Source organism: Vibrio sp. 10N.247.311.51, from assembly GCF_041467855.1.
Taxonomy (GTDB): domain Bacteria; phylum Pseudomonadota; class Gammaproteobacteria; order Enterobacterales; family Vibrionaceae; genus Vibrio; species Vibrio coralliirubri.
Genome location: NZ_JBFSVK010000018.1, coordinates 74,498 through 91,814, shown reverse-complemented (window position 1 = coordinate 91,814; position 17,317 = coordinate 74,498). Strand labels below are relative to the sequence as shown.

Below are 17,317 nucleotides of genomic sequence, written 5' to 3'. Positions count from 1 at the left end.
TTAACCCTTAGTCCTTAGTCCTTAGTCCTTAGTCCTTAGTCCTTAGTAGAAAGGATAACAACCTCAAGTGAACTGTTAGTTTAATCGAGAGGAGATATCATGAATATAATTTAGAAGCAGTTAATGGAGCAGCAGGTAATCTATAGGATTCATATCTAGTTACTCGAGAACAATAAGAGGGGGGAGCGTATTTTATGTCAAAACCTAGTCATTCAAAGCTATAAATAGCCGGCAACTTCCACTTATATTGGTTATTTATAATTATGCGCAAGTCAGTGGTCACTTTAATTTCAATAATTAAGTGAATATATACCTGCTCATTTATCTCAAACAATAAAAAAGGCTCCCTACTAGGAGCCTTTCTCTTTATATCAATCAGTATTTACGAATTAATCAACTACTTTTTATTGACGGCTTTTACAAAGACTTCTTGTGCGCCTTTAATACCCAATGCTTTTGCTTCATCTAATAAGCTAAGTGCTTTGGGAATATTGTCTGCGTCTACTGCTGCTTGAATGGCATTATGGTAGTAAGTTTGTGTTTCTGGTTGAATAGTCTCAACCTTAGCTGCTGCCGCTGGTTTAGCGTTAGATTCACTGCTAGAGCCAAATGAGAAGAAACCCACTCTATCAATAGTCACTTCAATCTTACCGACATTCGCGTTTGGAACGGGGATGTCTTCTACTTCTGGCAGGTAGTTACCGCGGCCTTCCGCATCTAAACGTGCAGGGTGAATGACATCAGTAAAACCACCAAGATCTTCTTGCTCTGTATAGATAACTAAGTAAACAGATTCAGCAGTTGTCGGTGGGTAAAAATCATTTTCTGCAACAAGACGGTTGCCCAAATGCAACCTAGGCTTCGCGTATTCGAAGCTCTCTTTGCCATAACGCTCTAACTCGCGACCGTTTTTATCGTAAATCACGGCATTCGGCACAAATGCTGTATCACCGATCATGCTGGTGATCTTAATAGAGTATTCACCGCGATCCGCTGGTAGCTCGATCGCTACTACAGGGCTGTTTATACCCTGATAGTTTAAAATTTGACTGTCTGGTGTTACATCGAAAATTGCCGAGCTTGGAAGCTTCATCGGGGCAAATTGAAGACCAGCAATAGAGTTAACTTGTTCAGCCTGTGCCACTTGCACTTGCTCGACTACTTGTGCAGATTGACAACCGGCCAACGCAACACAACCACTCAACATTAGAGCTTTAAAATACATAACCCTTCCTTCTTGTTATTTTTTAAGAAATTTACTAACTTTAATTACCACAAAGAGAACTATTCACCTAGGGAACGATCAACTTAATCGTACATTCCTTAAAAAAATAGCCGACGCGAGCCGGCTATGAATTAGGACAGTTTAGGATTTGTTAAGCTAAGTGTTTACCACCAAGCTTCAGCTTGAATACCGAACACATATTCAGTATCGTCGCCGTTGAATGCATCTTTGTTTTCAGTATCTAGGATGTAAGAACCGTAAACACGAATTTCAGGACGAGCCCAGAAGCTGTCACCCATAGCCCAAGCTTGAGCTACTGTGAATTTAGCGTTACCGAAGTCTTCGGTCGCTAGCCCCGTCAGTGGATTGGTTTCGCCACCAATGATGCGCTCACCAGCGTTGTAACCAGCTTCGAAGATTGTACGCATAGTGTCGTTCCACTTGTACATTGGACGAACTACAACTGAGTATTGGTCGATATCGAAAGTTTTGTTTGTGTAGTTACCATCTTTATCAGCACCACCGATGTCGCTACCCGCTAGGTAGGCTAGTTGGTGACCCATTTCCCAAGATTCGCCAAGGTTCATTACACCCCAGTTGATCAAACGGAAACCAGATGCTTCGTTGAATGCTTCAGTACCACGTGCGTAGTAAGAACCAGAACCCCAGAAGTTTGCAGCTTGTACGCCGTAACCGTTAGTACCGTACTGAAGTACAGTTTGGTGGAAGCCGTTGCTCGTTCCTTGGTGTAAAATTGCAGAAGCTAGTAGGCCATCATCAGCAGACTCGCTTGCGTCATTAGAATCAGTTGCGAAGTTGTACGCTAGAGCAAACTCTAGAGACGCATCTTGCCAAAGACCGATGTTCGCTAGACGAGCATCAAAGATGTAACCAGTTGAATCGTCAGTTGCGCCATCTTGAATCAGTGCAACAGATAGTTTTTGGTCACCAATTGAGATGTTCTCAACACCACCACCAGTACCTGATGTATTTAAGTAGTAGAAGTCAGTGATGTGGATGTCTTTACGTTGGTAGTATGTTTTACCAGCCCAAAGAGTCGCTTCTTGGTCAAAAGATAGAACGCCTTTCGCTTTAACAGCAAACTGAGCAACGTTAAAGTCAGAATCTTCCCAACCTTTTTCGCCTGGAGCACCAGAAGCAATCATTGATTCAACGCGCCAAGTTTGCTCACCAGTTTTCAGTTCTTCAGCTAAACCAAACTCAGAATAGTTATCGTTTTCGTTACCTAGACGACCAATACCGTTTTTATTTACAGATACGTCGCCGTTACCGTTACCGCTAATACCAGTACCAGCACGCATGTAACCATTAAAATCTACAGCGAACGCAGAGCCAGCAGCTAATGTAGTTGCCACTGCAGCAGCAATCAAACTTACTTTTTTCATTCTTAACTCCATTAAGGACGATTTATTTTAGGTTTTTATATTTTTGCTCTCTTGCGGCAACCAAAGGCAGTAATGGTAGTCGTAAGATAGAGAGGTTTAGGGTTTCCCCTGATTCGTTTCAACGGGGTCAATATTAAGAGGGGATGACAAGTTTGACTTCCTCCACCCCTAACTAAATTAAGGGGGACTAGAGGGGAGTAGAAAATATACAGAACGGTGTTTTAAAGAGGTAGATCACTTAATCTAGGAGGAGTAGGCAGCACTCAGATCTAATTATTCAGCATAAGTGAGATCTAGTTCAAATATATAATTTGAACTTCATCGATGAATTATTTTTTTAACCGTAATTATTATGTGAAGTTGCTTGACCTTACTGTGACAAAGCTTTTTACTTATAGTTCACTGATGTCGATAAACGAACAAGAAATCAAGCAATGACTAGAACGCTCGCTCGCCCTTATCCACTAGGCGCAACGCTAGGTAACACTGGCTGTAACTTTTCAATTTATTCTCCTGACTGTAAATCACTCTCTCTCGCTCTTTTTGACGAGAACGACGAATTCACCACTTATAAATTAGAAAATGAATACGCTGATATCAGATATGTCTTTATTGACGGTATTAAAGCGGGACAAAAATACGGCTTCATTGCAGAAACGGACAATGGCCCTATCCTGCTTTCAGACCCGTATGCCAAGGCAATAAGCGAACCGCTCGATTACGTCACGCCATATACCAATGAAAAAAGCTTTGCTATGGCGAAATGTGTTGTTGTTGATGACACCTTCGATTGGCAAGACGTAGAAAAGCCACGCATTAGCCGCGAAGATACTGTTCTTTTTGAAACGCATGTAAAAGGTTTATCTCAACTGCACCCAGAAGTGGCAGCCAATACTAAAGGTCGTTACTTAGGGTTAGTGAGCCCTGAAATGCTTGCGTTCTACAAACAACAAAATATCAACTCTCTACAGCTTCTACCCGTTGCTGCGTGTATGCATGAGCCTCATCTCTTGGACATGGATAAAGTGAACTATTGGGGTTACAACCCATACTTGTTCATGGTGCCAGACCCACGCTACGCAAAAAAAGACGCTGTTAATGAACTCAAAACCGCCATTCGTGAACTTCACCGCAACGGCATCGAAGTTATTCTAGACGTGGTGTACAACCATACGGCAGAAGGTGGCGAAGGTGGTACAACCTTCAACCTTAAAGCACTAGATAGCCGCTACTACATTAAACATGGCTGCCATTACGCGAACTTTACGGGTTGTGGTAACACAGTTGATCTCACCCACCAGCCAGCACTCAACTTAGTGATGGATACGCTTCGCTATTGGGTAAGTGAGTTCCAAGTCGACGGCTTCCGTTTTGATTTGGCTGCAACACTGGGGCGCGAAGGTGACAACTACAACCCTGAGGCTGCATTCTTTAAAGCTGTGGCTCAAGACCCTTTACTTAAAGAAACCAAGCTCATTGCAGAACCTTGGGACATCGGTCCGAATGGCTACCAAGTGGGTAATTTCCCATTAGGCTGGAATGAGTGTAACGACAAACTACGAGACATCACTCGTAGCTTCTGGCGTGGTGATCAAGGCTACCTAAAAGAGTTTGCAACCCGTTTGATGGGGTCACGTGACATCTACAGTGCAGCGCACTGGCCGTACAAATTAACCGTCAACTACATCACTTACCATGATGGCTTCACCATGCAGGATCTTGTTTCTTACAAGCATAAGCACAACGAAGAGAATGGTGAGAACAACCGCGATGGACACGGCGACAACCGTTCTGAAAACTACGGTGTTGAAGGTGAAACCGAAAACCTGTTAGTTATTGCGACACGTGAAAAGCAGAAGCGTAACTTCATGGCGAGCCTGCTGTTTGCTTTTGGTATTCCTCACATTTTGACGGCCGATGTGTTATCTCACACTCAAAAAGGTAACAACAACGCTTACTGCCAAGATGGCGTGACCAGCTGGCTTAACTGGGAAGATTCAGAGCGCAAGACTTACTTCAAGACTTGGTTATCTGAAATGATCTCTGCTCGTCAGCAATACATGGTGCCGTTTATTAAGGCATTCAGTGGCGAAAAGCGTAACTCTAACCGCATCTTCTGGAGCCGCGTAGATGGCACACTTATGGAACATGACGACTGGAACCGCTTAAGCTCAGTAGCTTTGCATTTAGGTATTGGTAAAGATGGCGACGAGTTGATTTATCTGATCAACCAAACCAATGCGCCCGCACGTTTCTCGTTACCTAATGATCGTGAACAAAACTGGGTAACCATTTGTGATACCAACTCGCGAAACGTCAAACCAGGTCATGCAGAAGGTGAAATGTTGTTGTCGCCAACTTCGATGGCAATTTTGCACTACTCGCCAGATAAAACTGATTTGATTAAAGCAAAAGCTAAGTCAGCTTAATAAAACACCGAAAATCATAGAGGCCGGTTATATTTATAGCTGGCTTTTTTGTTAGCTGAATATCTCAAAAATCATTCATCCATATGGAATCATTTGCATTTATGTGGTTAATGAAACTGTTTAGTATTGCCGTACTATAAAAATGAATCTATAACGTCTTTGGATATCATGGCTTTACCTAAAACATTAATTCGGCTTTTTAAACCATACATTATTTTATTAACTGGAGGGATGCTCTATCTTGCTGTGGCTCAGCTTGAAAAAGTAGAAACAGCAGCAACAGAACAATCATCAACAAACATTCGTATCGCAAGCTCTACCATTCGTTCCAACATCGAAGCCACATTCGGCAAACTCTATTTTTTAGAAACCAGTCTAGGCTTACCTAAAACGGCTCCAATCGGTGATAAAAAATTCAGGGAGTTGAGCGATAATATTCTAAAAAGAACACCAAACTTCTCTGATATCGTTCGTTACCAACCACAATCCCAACAATATATATCAAGTCGTGGATTACCTCTTTCCCGTGAACAAATTGACTCCATAAAATGGAACTCAATAGACAGTGTGGTTGAAGATTTCTACATCTCTTCGATTTACCAGAAAGCAGATGGTCGTTGGGTGTTCGCAGTTAAACACACCGCCGAAAAATTGAATGAAGAAATATGGATTGAGTTTGATCTTCTACACACCACACAAGGCTTAAGAGACTTAAAAACGCTTAATCACGGCTATGTGTTTGTCGTTGACCGAGCAACAGAACGACTGGTCTTCCACCCAGATCCAAAACGTATCGGAACTAAATCAGTCAGCTATCACGCAGGTATCAGCCATCAACTCTCACAAGGTGAAACCGTTGGTAAGCACGAATATTATTATCAAGATAACTTCAAAATATCGGTATTTGACGCTGACAACAGCTTGAACTGGGTATTCATCGCAGGCACCGATCGCCACGACATCTTAACCAGCTCACACCAATTTACGCTAACTGGCTTGGTACTTGGTTCACTGCTTCTATTGTGGATTGGCGCAAACTATTTGGCTTATCGTTTGAACGTGTCCTTGTCACAACTGAATAAGGTCGATGACCTTGTAAGCTTTAAGCGAGAGTTAAAATCCATACTGGATAGCTTTACCTACCAAAAAGGCATTCAATTCTGTCTCTATCAGCCTGAGAACCACGCATTCAGTACCATCGACTATCACGGAAACAAATCCACGGTACATTGTGACAAAGCCCTTGCAGAGCGATTTACACCGGACACTATGGCTTACCGAAGTGGTAAGTACGCCGATCCACTGGCGTGTAAACTCAAAATACACCAACGTCATTACTGTATTCCTTTGCACTCTCGTCAGCAGTTGATCGCAGTGTTGTACGTAAACGCAAACTTACCGATCAGCCAGAGTATTCTGCGAATGATCCGTGATTACACTGAAGTCTCTTTGTCTAACTTACTGCTTCAACATCAATTGAGCAGCAAAGATCTGATGACGCAGTTAGACAATAAGAGCAGTTTCAGCATCGCCATCGAAAACTACGTGAGCGAGCCCGATACCTATGTCGCTTTGCTAGATATCGATAACTTCGACCACGTAAACCGAGCCTACGGTGAAGCGGTGGGTGACAAGATGATCAAACTGACTGCAGAATCGATACGCTATTACTTCCCGAAGCCGAAAGGACTTTGCTTGGCGCGTATAGGAGGAAAGGAGTTCGCTGTATTGTTCAAAGCCAATGATGTGAAAGATGCCAAATTCCAACTAGACCAGTGCAGAGTCGGAATCGCGGAGAAAACCATCGTCACTCCAGATATCACCTTATCACTAGGGGTTAGTGTGGGGTACTCACAAATAGAAGGCGAAACAGACTCAGCTTTAGCGCTAGCGGAACAGGCAAAGCTTATCGCACAACAACTTGGTAAGAACCGAGTGGAAGGCCATATCAGAGCCGTTGCCAAAGCATCGTAAACGCATTCTAACAAGTCTATAGCCATCACACGCCACAAAGCATCTAGGATTCATACCCTAGGTGCTTTTGTTTTTCTAGAAAGTCATTACAATGCGCCTTCGATAAGACAATATCCCCTTTTCTAATGACACAAACCTTATGAAGCTAAGTAACCGACTGCAAACTCTCCATTCCCTTGTCAGCAATGACTACCAACATATTTGGGACTGTTGCTGTGATCATGGCTTTTTGGGTGTTCAACTGCTGTCGGATAATAAAGCGCCTCAGATTCACTTTGTCGATATAGTCCCGTCTCTGATGAATGAACTTGAAGGCAAGCTAGCGCGTTACTTTCCCCAAGGTGCAACCGCAGAACAAACGGTTACTAGCCAATGGCAAGTCTACTGCTTAGATGTCGCCACTATCCCGCTTGAGAAACATACTGGCAAACACCTGGTTATTATTGCGGGCGTCGGTGGCGATCTTACTCAAAAACTTGTTGATGATATTCATCGTCTACACCCAAACAAAGCGATCGATTTCTTGCTTTGTCCGGTGCATCAACAGTTCGAGCTAAGAAGTCATTTAAAAGCACTCAAGTTCGGTCTTATTGATGAAATGTTGATTGAAGAGAACCGTCGTTATTACGAGATTTTATTGGTGAGCAATAACCAAGGCGAGGCAGAAAAGAGCCAAACCATTAGCGAGATATCAAACGTCGGTGACAAGATCTGGACACCAAGCTGTGATGAACAAGTGAAGGTATCACAGCAATACAAAGCCAAAACATTGCAGCACTACGTGCGCATTCATCAAGGACAAGAGAAGCAAGGCAAACTGAGCCAAGTGAAACACATCATCGAGGCTTATCAAGCAATTTAACTTTGTATTCTCTTTGAGTGTCTTCGCTTTAAAGAGTTAAAAACATAGTAAGTACTAACTTCACGGTTCAAAGCCGATAAAACCAATTCAATAAAAAAGCCGACAGTTCAATGAACTATCGGCTTTTTTGATGCTATCTGTTTGGTTTGATCTTACTGCTCTTGCTTCTTATTAATCGTATCAAGCCCATCAATCGTTTCAGCCTCACGGAGCGTTTCAACCCCATAAACCGTATCAAGATAGGCGTCTTTCTCTTTCCACGTGTTATTCAACCAACTGTGGAAACGGCGCTTAAACGCTTTATCTTCAAAGTAATTACCGTTTACGTTCTCGTCCATCGGATGCAGTTTAATACGCACCACGACCTTGGTCATTTTGCCTTTTAGCATGTCTTCAAACGGAGAAGTCTGGTTTTCTGGATAAGCCAGAGTGACATCAACAATGCCATCTAAGATTGGTCCCATTGCCGATAATGCAAATGCTACACCACCAGTTTTAGGCTTCAATAGGTGTCGGTAAGGTGTTTTCGCGGTCGCCAGTTTCTCGTGATTGGCACGCGTCCCTTCAACGAAGTTAACCAAGGTTGTCGGCGCTAGCTTGAACTTAGTACACGCTTTGTTGATTGCATCGAAGTCATCATTACGACGCTCGGGATTACGCAGCAAAAACTCACGCGAGTGACGTCTCATGAAGGGCATATCTAGCCCCCAACATGCCAACCCAACAAAAGGGACATACAGCAGTTCATGCTTAAGGAAGAACTTAGTCATCGGCATCTTGTCTTTCAAGATAGAAGACAAAATCACGATATCCGCCCAACTCAGATGATTCGACATCATCAAATACCACTGTTTGGTCGAGATATCTTCCCCGCCTTCCACTTGCCACTCGATGTCATTGTTCACGTTCAACATCCAAAGGTTGAGCGAAGCCCAGCACCAAAATGTGAAGTTAGCTAAACGAGTACACGACTTCTGTACAACAGAGATTGGCAGAATCAATTTGATGAGGCCAAAGAAGCTCACGGTAAACGCAGTCATTGCGGTATTGATGGTCACGAACAATACGTTCAAGGCCATACGAAGATTATCAAGCATAAAACACGGCTATATTGAGATCGAAAGCCGCCATTATACTCATCTGCAAAATATTCTCTTTAGTAATTGGTTGAATACCCTAGGGGTCAAACCACTGTACTAATTTTGCTTGTATCCAAAGACCAGTTCATCGTTCTTAATCAACAAAATCAACATCAAAAAACACCAACAGCGTCATTTAGACACAAATTTAAATAAGTCCATTTGACACAAATGCAAATTATTTTCACCATAAAGCTAGTATTGATAAGCATTCTCATTATTGGCATGGTACATGCAACTCCAAAATGTAAATAGTTGAGTATCCTTAATGAGATAACTTCTCTACGTAAAGGTGATGATATGACAGATATTCCTCATGGTTTGGTAACCGGTAAAGTCTTAAACAAGACGGAATGGACAGATCAACTGTTCTCACTTCAAGTCAGTGCTCCTGTCTCTCCCTATCAGGCGGGGCAATTCACGAAACTTGGCTTGCTTAACAGTGAGGATGAGTTCGTAAGACGCGCCTATTCGATGGTGAACGCGCCAGAGCACGAACAAGGTCATCAACATCTGGAGTTTTTGATTATTAAGGATCAGAACGGTCAGCTTTCACCTCAACTTCATGAGTTGAAGGTGGGCGATGACATCTTTGTCGGCAAAGACCCAAGTGGCTTTATGACCTTAGATGAGATCCCAGAGATCGCCGACGATCTATGGATGCTTTCGACCGGAACCGCTGTTGGGCCTTTTATCTCAATGCTCGAAAGCATGCAGATACAGCAGCAAAACGGCTCTGAATCTGAAAAAGTCGCCTCGTTCAAAAACCTTGTACTGGTTCATGCCGTAAGAACAGAACAAGATCTGACTTATCGAGACCGTATCGCTCAACTCGTTAATCACTTCCAAGGGAAACTACAATATGTGCCAATTATTTCTAGAGAATCAGTCACCGGAACTTTGCGCGGACGAATCCCAAGCTTGTTACTTGGAGGCGACCTTGAGCAAACCGCGTCTGTCGCTTTCAATCAAACCCGCAGTTTTTTCTACCTTTGCGGCAATCCGCAAATGGTTCGCGACACAAGCGAAGCATTAACCAGCTTGGGTTTCGAGAAGCACTTGCACAGAAAACCCGGTCAATTCAGCAGCGAGAACTACTGGTAAATAACAACCGCCACCACTTATACCGAAGCACAGAACAGTTAGAGAAGAGGTTTTATATGAGTCATTTACGTATTCCGTCACACTGGAAAATTCAACGTTCCACTCCATTTTTCACCAAAGACAACATACCAGCAGCGCTTCTCAATCATCACAATACCGCTGAGGGCGTGTTCGGCCAGATCTGTGTAATGGAAGGCACGGTCACCTTCTATGGTTTTGCTAATGCTGAAGCAACAGAACCAGAAAATGTTATCACAATCGAAGCTGGGCAATTTGCCACAAGCCCGCCTCAATATTGGCATCGTGTAGAACTTAGCGACGACGCACAATTCAACATTAACTTCTGGTCAGAGAAAGAGACCAAGAAGATGTTCAACACCAGAAAGTAAGATCCATTCAATATTGATGAACTTATAAGCAAGCTACTTCGTAGTGTGATTTTCGATGTTCAAAAAGTGAAGACAAAAGACCAAATAACCATAGTAATTACAATGACTAATGGTGATAGACAAGAGAAAAAAACTCTAGCACACTGAACAGAGTTATTAGTTTTAATCCCGTTTCAGAGAATGAATCAGTGGGTTATTTATATTTTAGGTAAGAGAGGAAGCCATGCTCAACATTGCTTTTTTTAGCTCAAAATCATACGACGAAAAATCATTCGAACTGGCAAAAGGCGAACTCAACGCTGAGTTTCATTTTCACGATTTTCGACTCACCACAACAACAGCAAAAATGGCGCACGACAACGAAGTGGTTTGTGCGTTTGTAAACGATGACCTATCACGAGACGTGTTAGAGATTCTTGCTCAAGGCGGCACCAAGCTGATCGCGATGCGCTGTGCAGGCTTTGACAAGGTCGACCTAGACGCAGCTAAAGAGTTTGGCCTGCAAGTGGTTCGCGTTCCGGCTTACTCACCAGAATCGGTAGCAGAACACACGGTTGGCATGATGATGTGTTTGAACCGTAAACTACACAAGGCATACCAACGTACTCGTGATGCGAACTTCTCTCTTGAAGGCTTGGTAGGGTTTAACTTCCACGGTAAAACCGTTGGTGTGATCGGTTCAGGTAAGATTGGCTTAGCGACGATGCGTATTCTGAAAGGTTTAGGCATGAACATCCTATGCTACGACCCATATCCAAACCCGTTAGCTGTTGAGTTAGGCGCTAAATACGTAGAACTCGACGAGCTTTACCAAGAATCTGACGTGATTTCTTTGCATTGCCCAATGAGTAAAGAGAACTACCACCTGTTGGATGCAACGGCATTTGGCAAAATGAAAGATGGCGTGATGATCGTCAACACCAGTCGTGGTGAACTGCTGGATTCAACTGCTGCAATTGAAGCACTCAAACAAAGCAAAATTGGCGCGCTTGGTCTTGATGTTTACGACAATGAGAAAGAGTTGTTCTTCCAAGACAAATCTAACGACGTGATTGTCGATGACGTATTCCGTCGCCTATCTGCTTGTCACAACGTATTGTTCACTGGTCACCAAGCTTTCTTGACCAAAGATGCTCTGTTCAACATCGCCAATACAACGCTCACCAGTGTTGATGCCTTCTTTGCTGGCAACACCAGCGGCAACGAACTCGTTTAATAGCAGATTGAGTTAATCGCAGACTGAGTTAAAAACAAACTAGGTCTACAAATACAAAGCCACGCTATTCTGAAGTGAACAGCGTGGCTTTGTCGTTTATCCAGTATCCTAAAAACGTTCCTAGACGCAGAAATGACAATCTTCGGTGTCTAAACCATACACGCCTTTTCGAATGGCAAGGTGCTCTTCACCCGCTTTAATGCCCATCTCGTAACCTGCATTAAGAGTACTTTGATCCATAGTTAAACGCTTCACTGCGAACGCTTCTGGCGGCGCTATCACTTTAATGGTCGCATCTTTGGGTGGGTTACGAATGAACTCCAAAGACTGATTGTAGTTGTCGGCACGCACCGCCATCGACTCAGCAATATTTGGGAATTTCTTTAACAGTTTTTTTAGCATCCATTGGTGCTTTTGAGGCTTCATTCGGTAACTCAAAGGATGAGAAAGAATCACCGTAATATCTCGCGCACCACGACGGTATGCTTCGCGCACCGGAATCGAATCCGCGACACCACCATCGGTATAACAGCCACCTGAGAAGCACGGTGTTTCTCGGTAAGCAATAGGTAACGCGGTGGTCGCTTCCACTACATTAGAAAGGTTTTCTGGCTTAATATGGTAGTAGTCTGCACTGCCCGTATCGACATTTGTGACAGCAGCAATGAGTGGGATACTTGAAAACAGCTCACCACAATCGAGCGGATAACGTTGATTGGATTCGTTCCATAACCATTTAACGTCTACCAAGTTACCGCCCTTGGCAAAGCGAGCAGGGTTAAAGAAGGTCTTATCCGTCGCCATCGTGGTGATCACATCATAACTGCGTTTTGGTGCATGAGATAAGTAACCAACCAGATTCGACACACCTGCAGATACGCCGATGGCAAAGTCATAAGGACGGAAATCGTCTTGCATAAAGGCGTCTAAAACTCCGGCAGCAAAAATGCCTCTCATTGCTCCACCTTCAACGATTAATGCGCTCTTATTCATCTCAAACTCTTCTACTTTATAAACTGATAGTCGTAGAATAATCCCATCACTCTTACAAAGATAATGGGATAAATTTATCAATTCGATAGGTAAAAACTATCAATGATAATTGTTAAATTTTTCAATGATAATTGTTGAATTTTCAATGATTTAGGGTTGCTTAATAAACGGCGAGATCAAAAAAGGCCATCAAGTGATTCACTCAACGACCTTTCATTAATCAATCATCTTGATTACGACTTAAATTCACTCACATCGATTTCAAGCAGTTTACCAATACCTTCACCGTATGCAGGGTCGGCTTTGTAACAGTGTCTTAGGTGACGCAGTTGAATCTCTTTTGGTACGCCGCCTAGGTTACGAGCAGTGTTATCAAACAGAATCGCTTGCTTCTCTGGCGTCATTAGGCGGAACAAGTCACCCGGTTGCGAGAAGTAATCTTCATCTTCGCGGTGATCCCAGTGTGCTGCTGCGCCATCTAGGTTCAATGCTGGTTCAGCGAAATCTGGCTGCTCAGCCCATTGACCTTCGTTGTTTGGCTCATAACCTAGTGTGCCACCGAAGTTACCATCGACACGCATCGCGCCATCACGGTGGTAGCTGTGTACTGGGCAACGAGGAGCATTCACTGGAATGTGCTGATGGTTAACACCCAAACGGTAACGTTGTGCATCGCCGTAAGCAAACAGACGGCCTTGTAACATCTTGTCTGGCGAGAAACTGATACCTGGAACCACGTTCGCCGGGTTGAATGCCGACTGCTCTACTTCTGCGAAGAAGTTTTGCGGGTTGCGGTTTAGCTCGAATTCACCCACTTCAATCAACGGGTAATCTGCATGAGGCCAGATCTTAGTCAAATCGAACGGGTTGTATGGAACCTTCGCTGCATCCGCTTCTGGCATCACTTGAACTTTCAACGTCCATTTCGGGAAGTCTTGGTTATCGATGCTATCTAGCAAATCACGTTGGTGGCTTTCGCGATCATCACCGATCACTTGTGCCGCTTCTGCATCAGAAAGGTTCTTAATACCTTGCTGAGATTTGAAGTGGAATTTAACCCAGAAACGTTCGTTATCAGCGTTGATGAAGCTGAACGTGTGGCTACCAAAGCCGTGCATGTGGCGGTAAGTTGCAGGGATACCACGGTCACTCATTACAATAGTAATTTGGTGTAGAGCTTCCGGCAAAGAAGTCCAGAAATCCCAGTTGTTTTTCGCGCTACGCATGTTGGTGCGTGGGTCACGTTTCACCGCGTGGTTTAAGTCAGGGAACTTAAGAGGATCACGAAGGAAGAATACTGGCGTGTTGTTACCCACCATATCCCAGTTGCCCTCTTCAGTATAAAACTTCAATGCAAAGCCACGAATATCACGCTCAGCATCGGCAGCACCACGCTCACCCGCTACTGTTGTGAAACGTGCAAACAAGTCGGTTTTTTTACCCACTTCAGAGAACAATTTTGCCTTGGTGTATTTTGTGATGTCGTGTGTAACGGTAAATGTGCCGTATGCACCTGAGCCTTTCGCGTGCATACGACGCTCTGGAATCACTTCACGATCAAAATGGGCCAATTTCTCCAAGAACCAAACATCTTGAAGAAGTTGAGGACCACGTTTGCCCGCAGTTTGAACATTCTGGTTATGAGCAACAGGACAACCCGCAGCTGTAGTTAGTTTTTTACTCATCATCAATTCCTTATTACCTTTTAGGTGCAGCATCTTTGTTGCACCGCCACTTCTGTATGGTAGTTATTCATCACACAAAACCACGCAGTAACTAAGGATATAGAATAAGCTTGAATCAAAGTAAAATATAATCGTTTGTAATTATCGTTATCATGGACAAAACCTATCAAGTTAATGATCTAAATCATAATCATTTAATATTGATAAGAATATTTACAATATAATAATCATAAACTTACAACACACAGTAAACCAAATCTCGGTTCACCCCATCTTGTAGATGCCCATTATTTTTGCGATATTTTGTGACCTAGCCGTAAAGTCGCTGCAATATTTCTTGCCGTTCTCGTCAAGTTGATATCAGCCTCTTGTAGTACTTTTTCTAAGGTTTGAGGTGATCTCACGGTACCAAACAAGCTGTTCATTTCACCATACAATGCTTCAACCTCTGTACCTAAAGAACCTGCAATCCCTATGGTCGGAATGCCCTGTAAGCTCGCACGTTTGGCAATGCCATAAGGTGTCTTCCCTTGCAGAGTTTGGTTATCCATTTGCCCTTCACCGGTAATTACAAGATCTGCGCCTTTCAATACTTCATCGGCTTGTAAAACATCAAGCACCATCTCGATACCCGGTTTAATCTGCATGTTAAACAACAAACCAAGCCCCATTGGAGCACCACCAGCCGCGCCATAACCAGTGCGCTTGTGAACGGGGTCATCGCTGCCAACAAGGCCTTGTGTTTCTGCAACTTGAGCAAAATTCTCAAGCGCCTTATCAAGCATCAAGACTTGGTCAGGAGCCGCCCCTTTTTGTGGGCCGAATATATGGCTGGCACCGTTGTCACCACACAACGGGTTATCGACATCGCACGCCACAATTAACTCGATATCAGCACAGCGTGAATCTAAACCAGTCAAATCAACAGATGCTAAATCCGCTAGTGCAGCGCCTCCTCGGTTAAGCTCTTGCTCTGTATTATCTAACAGTGTCCCACCTAACGCTTGAACAATACCCGCACCACCATCATTAGTCGCACTGCCACCCAATCCAAGAATAATCGTTTGAGCCCCCTGCTCTATCGCTTCCAAAATCAATTGTCCTGTGCCGAATGAAGAAGCAATCAACGGATCACGCTGCTCTGGTTTCAACAAGTCCAAACCCGATGCAGCGGCTATTTCAATCAATGCCGTTTTGTTCGGGTTGCTATCGGATGGCTCAAGCATCGCCCATTCAGCATTAACCAATGCGCCCAACGGACCTTCCACTTGATGTGTTCGCTTCTGCCCCGCTAATCCTTGCAGTAACACATCCACAGTCCCTTCGCCGCCATCGGCTAAAGGCAAGGTCACGTATTCAGCATCAGGGAAGATTTCACGAAAGCCCTTTTCAATGCACGCCGCCACCGATACAGCCGATAAAGATTCTTTAAACGAGTCTGGTGCAATAACAATTTTCATAGAGGTTGATCCGTAAGTGTTACCAATGAGCTTAAAAAAGAGAAATCACACCAAATAGTATAAAAGCTCCCTAATTAGTACGCCCCAAAGCTGCCATTTGTTGTGACGTCCCTTTTAGTTTTGACGACGGTAAAAGCGAGATCCGTAAAGTTACTGTTCCTTAATATCTCCACATTTTGCAAAGTTGGCACGAACCAACAATCAATTGACCACAGATATTTGATTGAAATCCAATATGGATCACACCATTTGTTCCACATTACGGAATTTATCAGTCTTTTTGTTTCACTTTTTAACCAGTTAACAGTTATTAGAGAAAAACTTAATAAGGAAATATTTCGTAACTTTGCTCACAGAATATTTTCGGAATAACAACAATAATTCATTCCGTATTATGGAATTCAACTTACCGGAGAACACAGATGCCTTTAGTATCAACTGAAAAACTACAACAAGAATACGAACGAATCCTTTTGGCTCGCGACATGAAACCAGAAATGGCAACCAAGCTTGCGGCTGGTTTTGTTGAGATGGCAAACGAAGGTACTTACTCGCATGGCATCAACCGTTTTCCAGTGTTCATTGACCAAGTAGACAAAGGTCAGATCAAATTAAATGCTGAACCAGAATGCGTTAACAGTATGGGTGCACTAGAGCAATGGGATTGTAACTACGGCCCTGGCGTTCTTAACGGTCTTATCTGTGCAGAGCGTGCCATGGAATTGGCTCGTGACTACGGCATTGGCATGGTCGGTATGCGTAATTCTAACCACTGGATGCGTGGCGGTGCTTACGTATTGAAAATGGCTCGCGAAGGTTTTGCAGGAATTGCATCAACCAACTCAATCGCAGTGATGCCAGCATGGGGAGGTAAAGATCACCGTGTTGGTTCAAACCCTCTCATCATGGCGGTTGCGGGCGATCCACCGGTGGTTGTTGACTGTTCAATGAGCCAATTTTCTTACGGCCAGCTACAAAACTTCGTGCTTGCTGACAAAGAACTCCCTGTTGTTGGTGGCTTTGACAACGAAGGTGAACTCACTAAAGACCCGCATGTACTTTGGGAAAACAAACGCCTGCTTCCAATGGGTTTCTGGAAAGGTTCATCAATGGCCATCGTACTAGACATGATGCTTACGGCAATCACTGGCGGCCACTCAGTACCTGCACTGACTGAAGATATGGGTGGCGAGTTTGGTGTATCTCAATTCCTTATCGCTATCGACTTAAGCAAGACAATGGATCAAAGCACTTATGCACAAGAGATGAAGCGCATCCGTGATTACGTGCTTGAGTCAGAGCCTGCAGAAAGTGGCTCAGTAATGATTGCTGGTTCTGAAATTGAAAACTTCATCAAGAAACACGAAGCAGCTGGCGGCATTGAAATCAACGATGGGATTTGGGAACAAATTACGTCTCTGTAATTAGCCAAAGG

13 protein-coding genes are annotated in these 17,317 nt (G+C 43.7%); 7 read left to right on the top strand and 6 right to left on the bottom strand.

The window, feature by feature from the left end:
• Nucleotides 1–397: 397 nt before the first annotated feature.
• Nucleotides 398–1,225 carry a MalM family protein gene (locus AB6E85_RS16485; protein ID WP_372143255.1) on the bottom strand — a complete coding sequence of 276 codons (828 nt, stop codon included), beginning with the start codon at nt 1,223–1,225 and terminating at the stop codon, nt 398–400.
• 164 nt (nt 1,226–1,389) lie between these two features.
• A complete protein-coding gene (lamB, locus tag AB6E85_RS16480; protein WP_372143254.1) occupies nt 1,390–2,631 on the bottom strand; it encodes a maltoporin LamB in 1,242 nt (413 codons plus the stop codon).
• Nucleotides 2,632–3,065: 434 nt separating this feature from the next.
• Between lamB and glgX the strand changes: the two genes are divergently transcribed.
• From glgX to AB6E85_RS16465, 3 genes are all read left to right on the top strand, one after another.
• Nucleotides 3,066–5,060, top strand: coding sequence for a glycogen debranching protein GlgX (gene glgX, locus AB6E85_RS16475; protein ID WP_372143253.1), 1,995 nt, complete (start codon nt 3,066–3,068; stop codon nt 5,058–5,060).
• Between the two features lie 231 nt (nt 5,061–5,291).
• Nucleotides 5,292–7,034, top strand: coding sequence for a diguanylate cyclase (locus AB6E85_RS16470; protein WP_372143252.1), 1,743 nt, complete (start codon nt 5,292–5,294; stop codon nt 7,032–7,034).
• Nucleotides 7,035–7,173: 139 nt separating this feature from the next.
• Complete coding sequence (locus AB6E85_RS16465; RefSeq protein ID WP_372143251.1) at nt 7,174–7,896, top strand: tRNA (adenine(22)-N(1))-methyltransferase TrmK; 723 nt, start codon at nt 7,174–7,176, stop codon at nt 7,894–7,896.
• Nucleotides 7,897–8,048: 152 nt separating this feature from the next.
• Here AB6E85_RS16465 and AB6E85_RS16460 read toward each other — a convergent pair whose 3' ends face one another.
• Nucleotides 8,049–8,993, bottom strand: a complete 945-nt coding sequence (locus AB6E85_RS16460) for an acyltransferase (RefSeq protein WP_050651011.1) — start codon at nt 8,991–8,993, stop codon at nt 8,049–8,051.
• Nucleotides 8,994–9,335: 342 nt separating this feature from the next.
• On the opposite strand from AB6E85_RS16460, the gene AB6E85_RS16455 reads away from it, so the two are divergent.
• From AB6E85_RS16455 to AB6E85_RS16445, 3 genes are all read left to right on the top strand, one after another.
• Complete coding sequence (locus AB6E85_RS16455) at nt 9,336–10,139, top strand: ferredoxin--NADP reductase (protein WP_050651012.1); 804 nt, start codon at nt 9,336–9,338, stop codon at nt 10,137–10,139.
• 56 nt (nt 10,140–10,195) lie between these two features.
• On the top strand, nt 10,196–10,528 hold the full coding sequence (locus tag AB6E85_RS16450) for a DUF1971 domain-containing protein (protein ID WP_050651013.1): 333 nt from the start codon (nt 10,196–10,198) through the stop codon (nt 10,526–10,528).
• Between the two features lie 223 nt (nt 10,529–10,751).
• Nucleotides 10,752–11,744 carry a 2-hydroxyacid dehydrogenase gene (locus AB6E85_RS16445; protein ID WP_050647743.1) on the top strand — a complete coding sequence of 331 codons (993 nt, stop codon included), beginning with the start codon at nt 10,752–10,754 and terminating at the stop codon, nt 11,742–11,744.
• A gap of 120 nt (nt 11,745–11,864) precedes the next feature.
• Here the strand turns inward: AB6E85_RS16445 and AB6E85_RS16440 are convergent, their stop codons facing one another.
• The 3 genes from AB6E85_RS16440 to AB6E85_RS16430 all read right to left on the bottom strand — a co-directional run bounded on the left by AB6E85_RS16440 (nt 11,865) and on the right by AB6E85_RS16430 (nt 15,882).
• Nucleotides 11,865–12,737 carry a patatin family protein gene (locus tag AB6E85_RS16440; RefSeq protein WP_050647742.1) on the bottom strand — a complete coding sequence of 291 codons (873 nt, stop codon included), beginning with the start codon at nt 12,735–12,737 and terminating at the stop codon, nt 11,865–11,867.
• A 233-nt stretch (nt 12,738–12,970) separates the two neighbouring features.
• Nucleotides 12,971–14,422, bottom strand: a complete 1,452-nt coding sequence (locus AB6E85_RS16435) for a catalase (protein WP_048609850.1) — start codon at nt 14,420–14,422, stop codon at nt 12,971–12,973.
• A gap of 287 nt (nt 14,423–14,709) precedes the next feature.
• Nucleotides 14,710–15,882 (bottom strand): glycerate kinase, encoded by a 1,173-nt coding sequence (locus tag AB6E85_RS16430; RefSeq protein ID WP_372143250.1) that lies wholly within the window; start codon nt 15,880–15,882, stop codon nt 14,710–14,712.
• 422 nt (nt 15,883–16,304) lie between these two features.
• On the opposite strand from AB6E85_RS16430, the gene yiaK reads away from it, so the two are divergent.
• Entirely contained in the window at nt 16,305–17,306 is a 1,002-nt protein-coding gene (gene yiaK / locus AB6E85_RS16425) for a 3-dehydro-L-gulonate 2-dehydrogenase (RefSeq protein ID WP_017108911.1), read from the top strand.
• Nucleotides 17,307–17,317 lie beyond the last annotated feature (11 nt).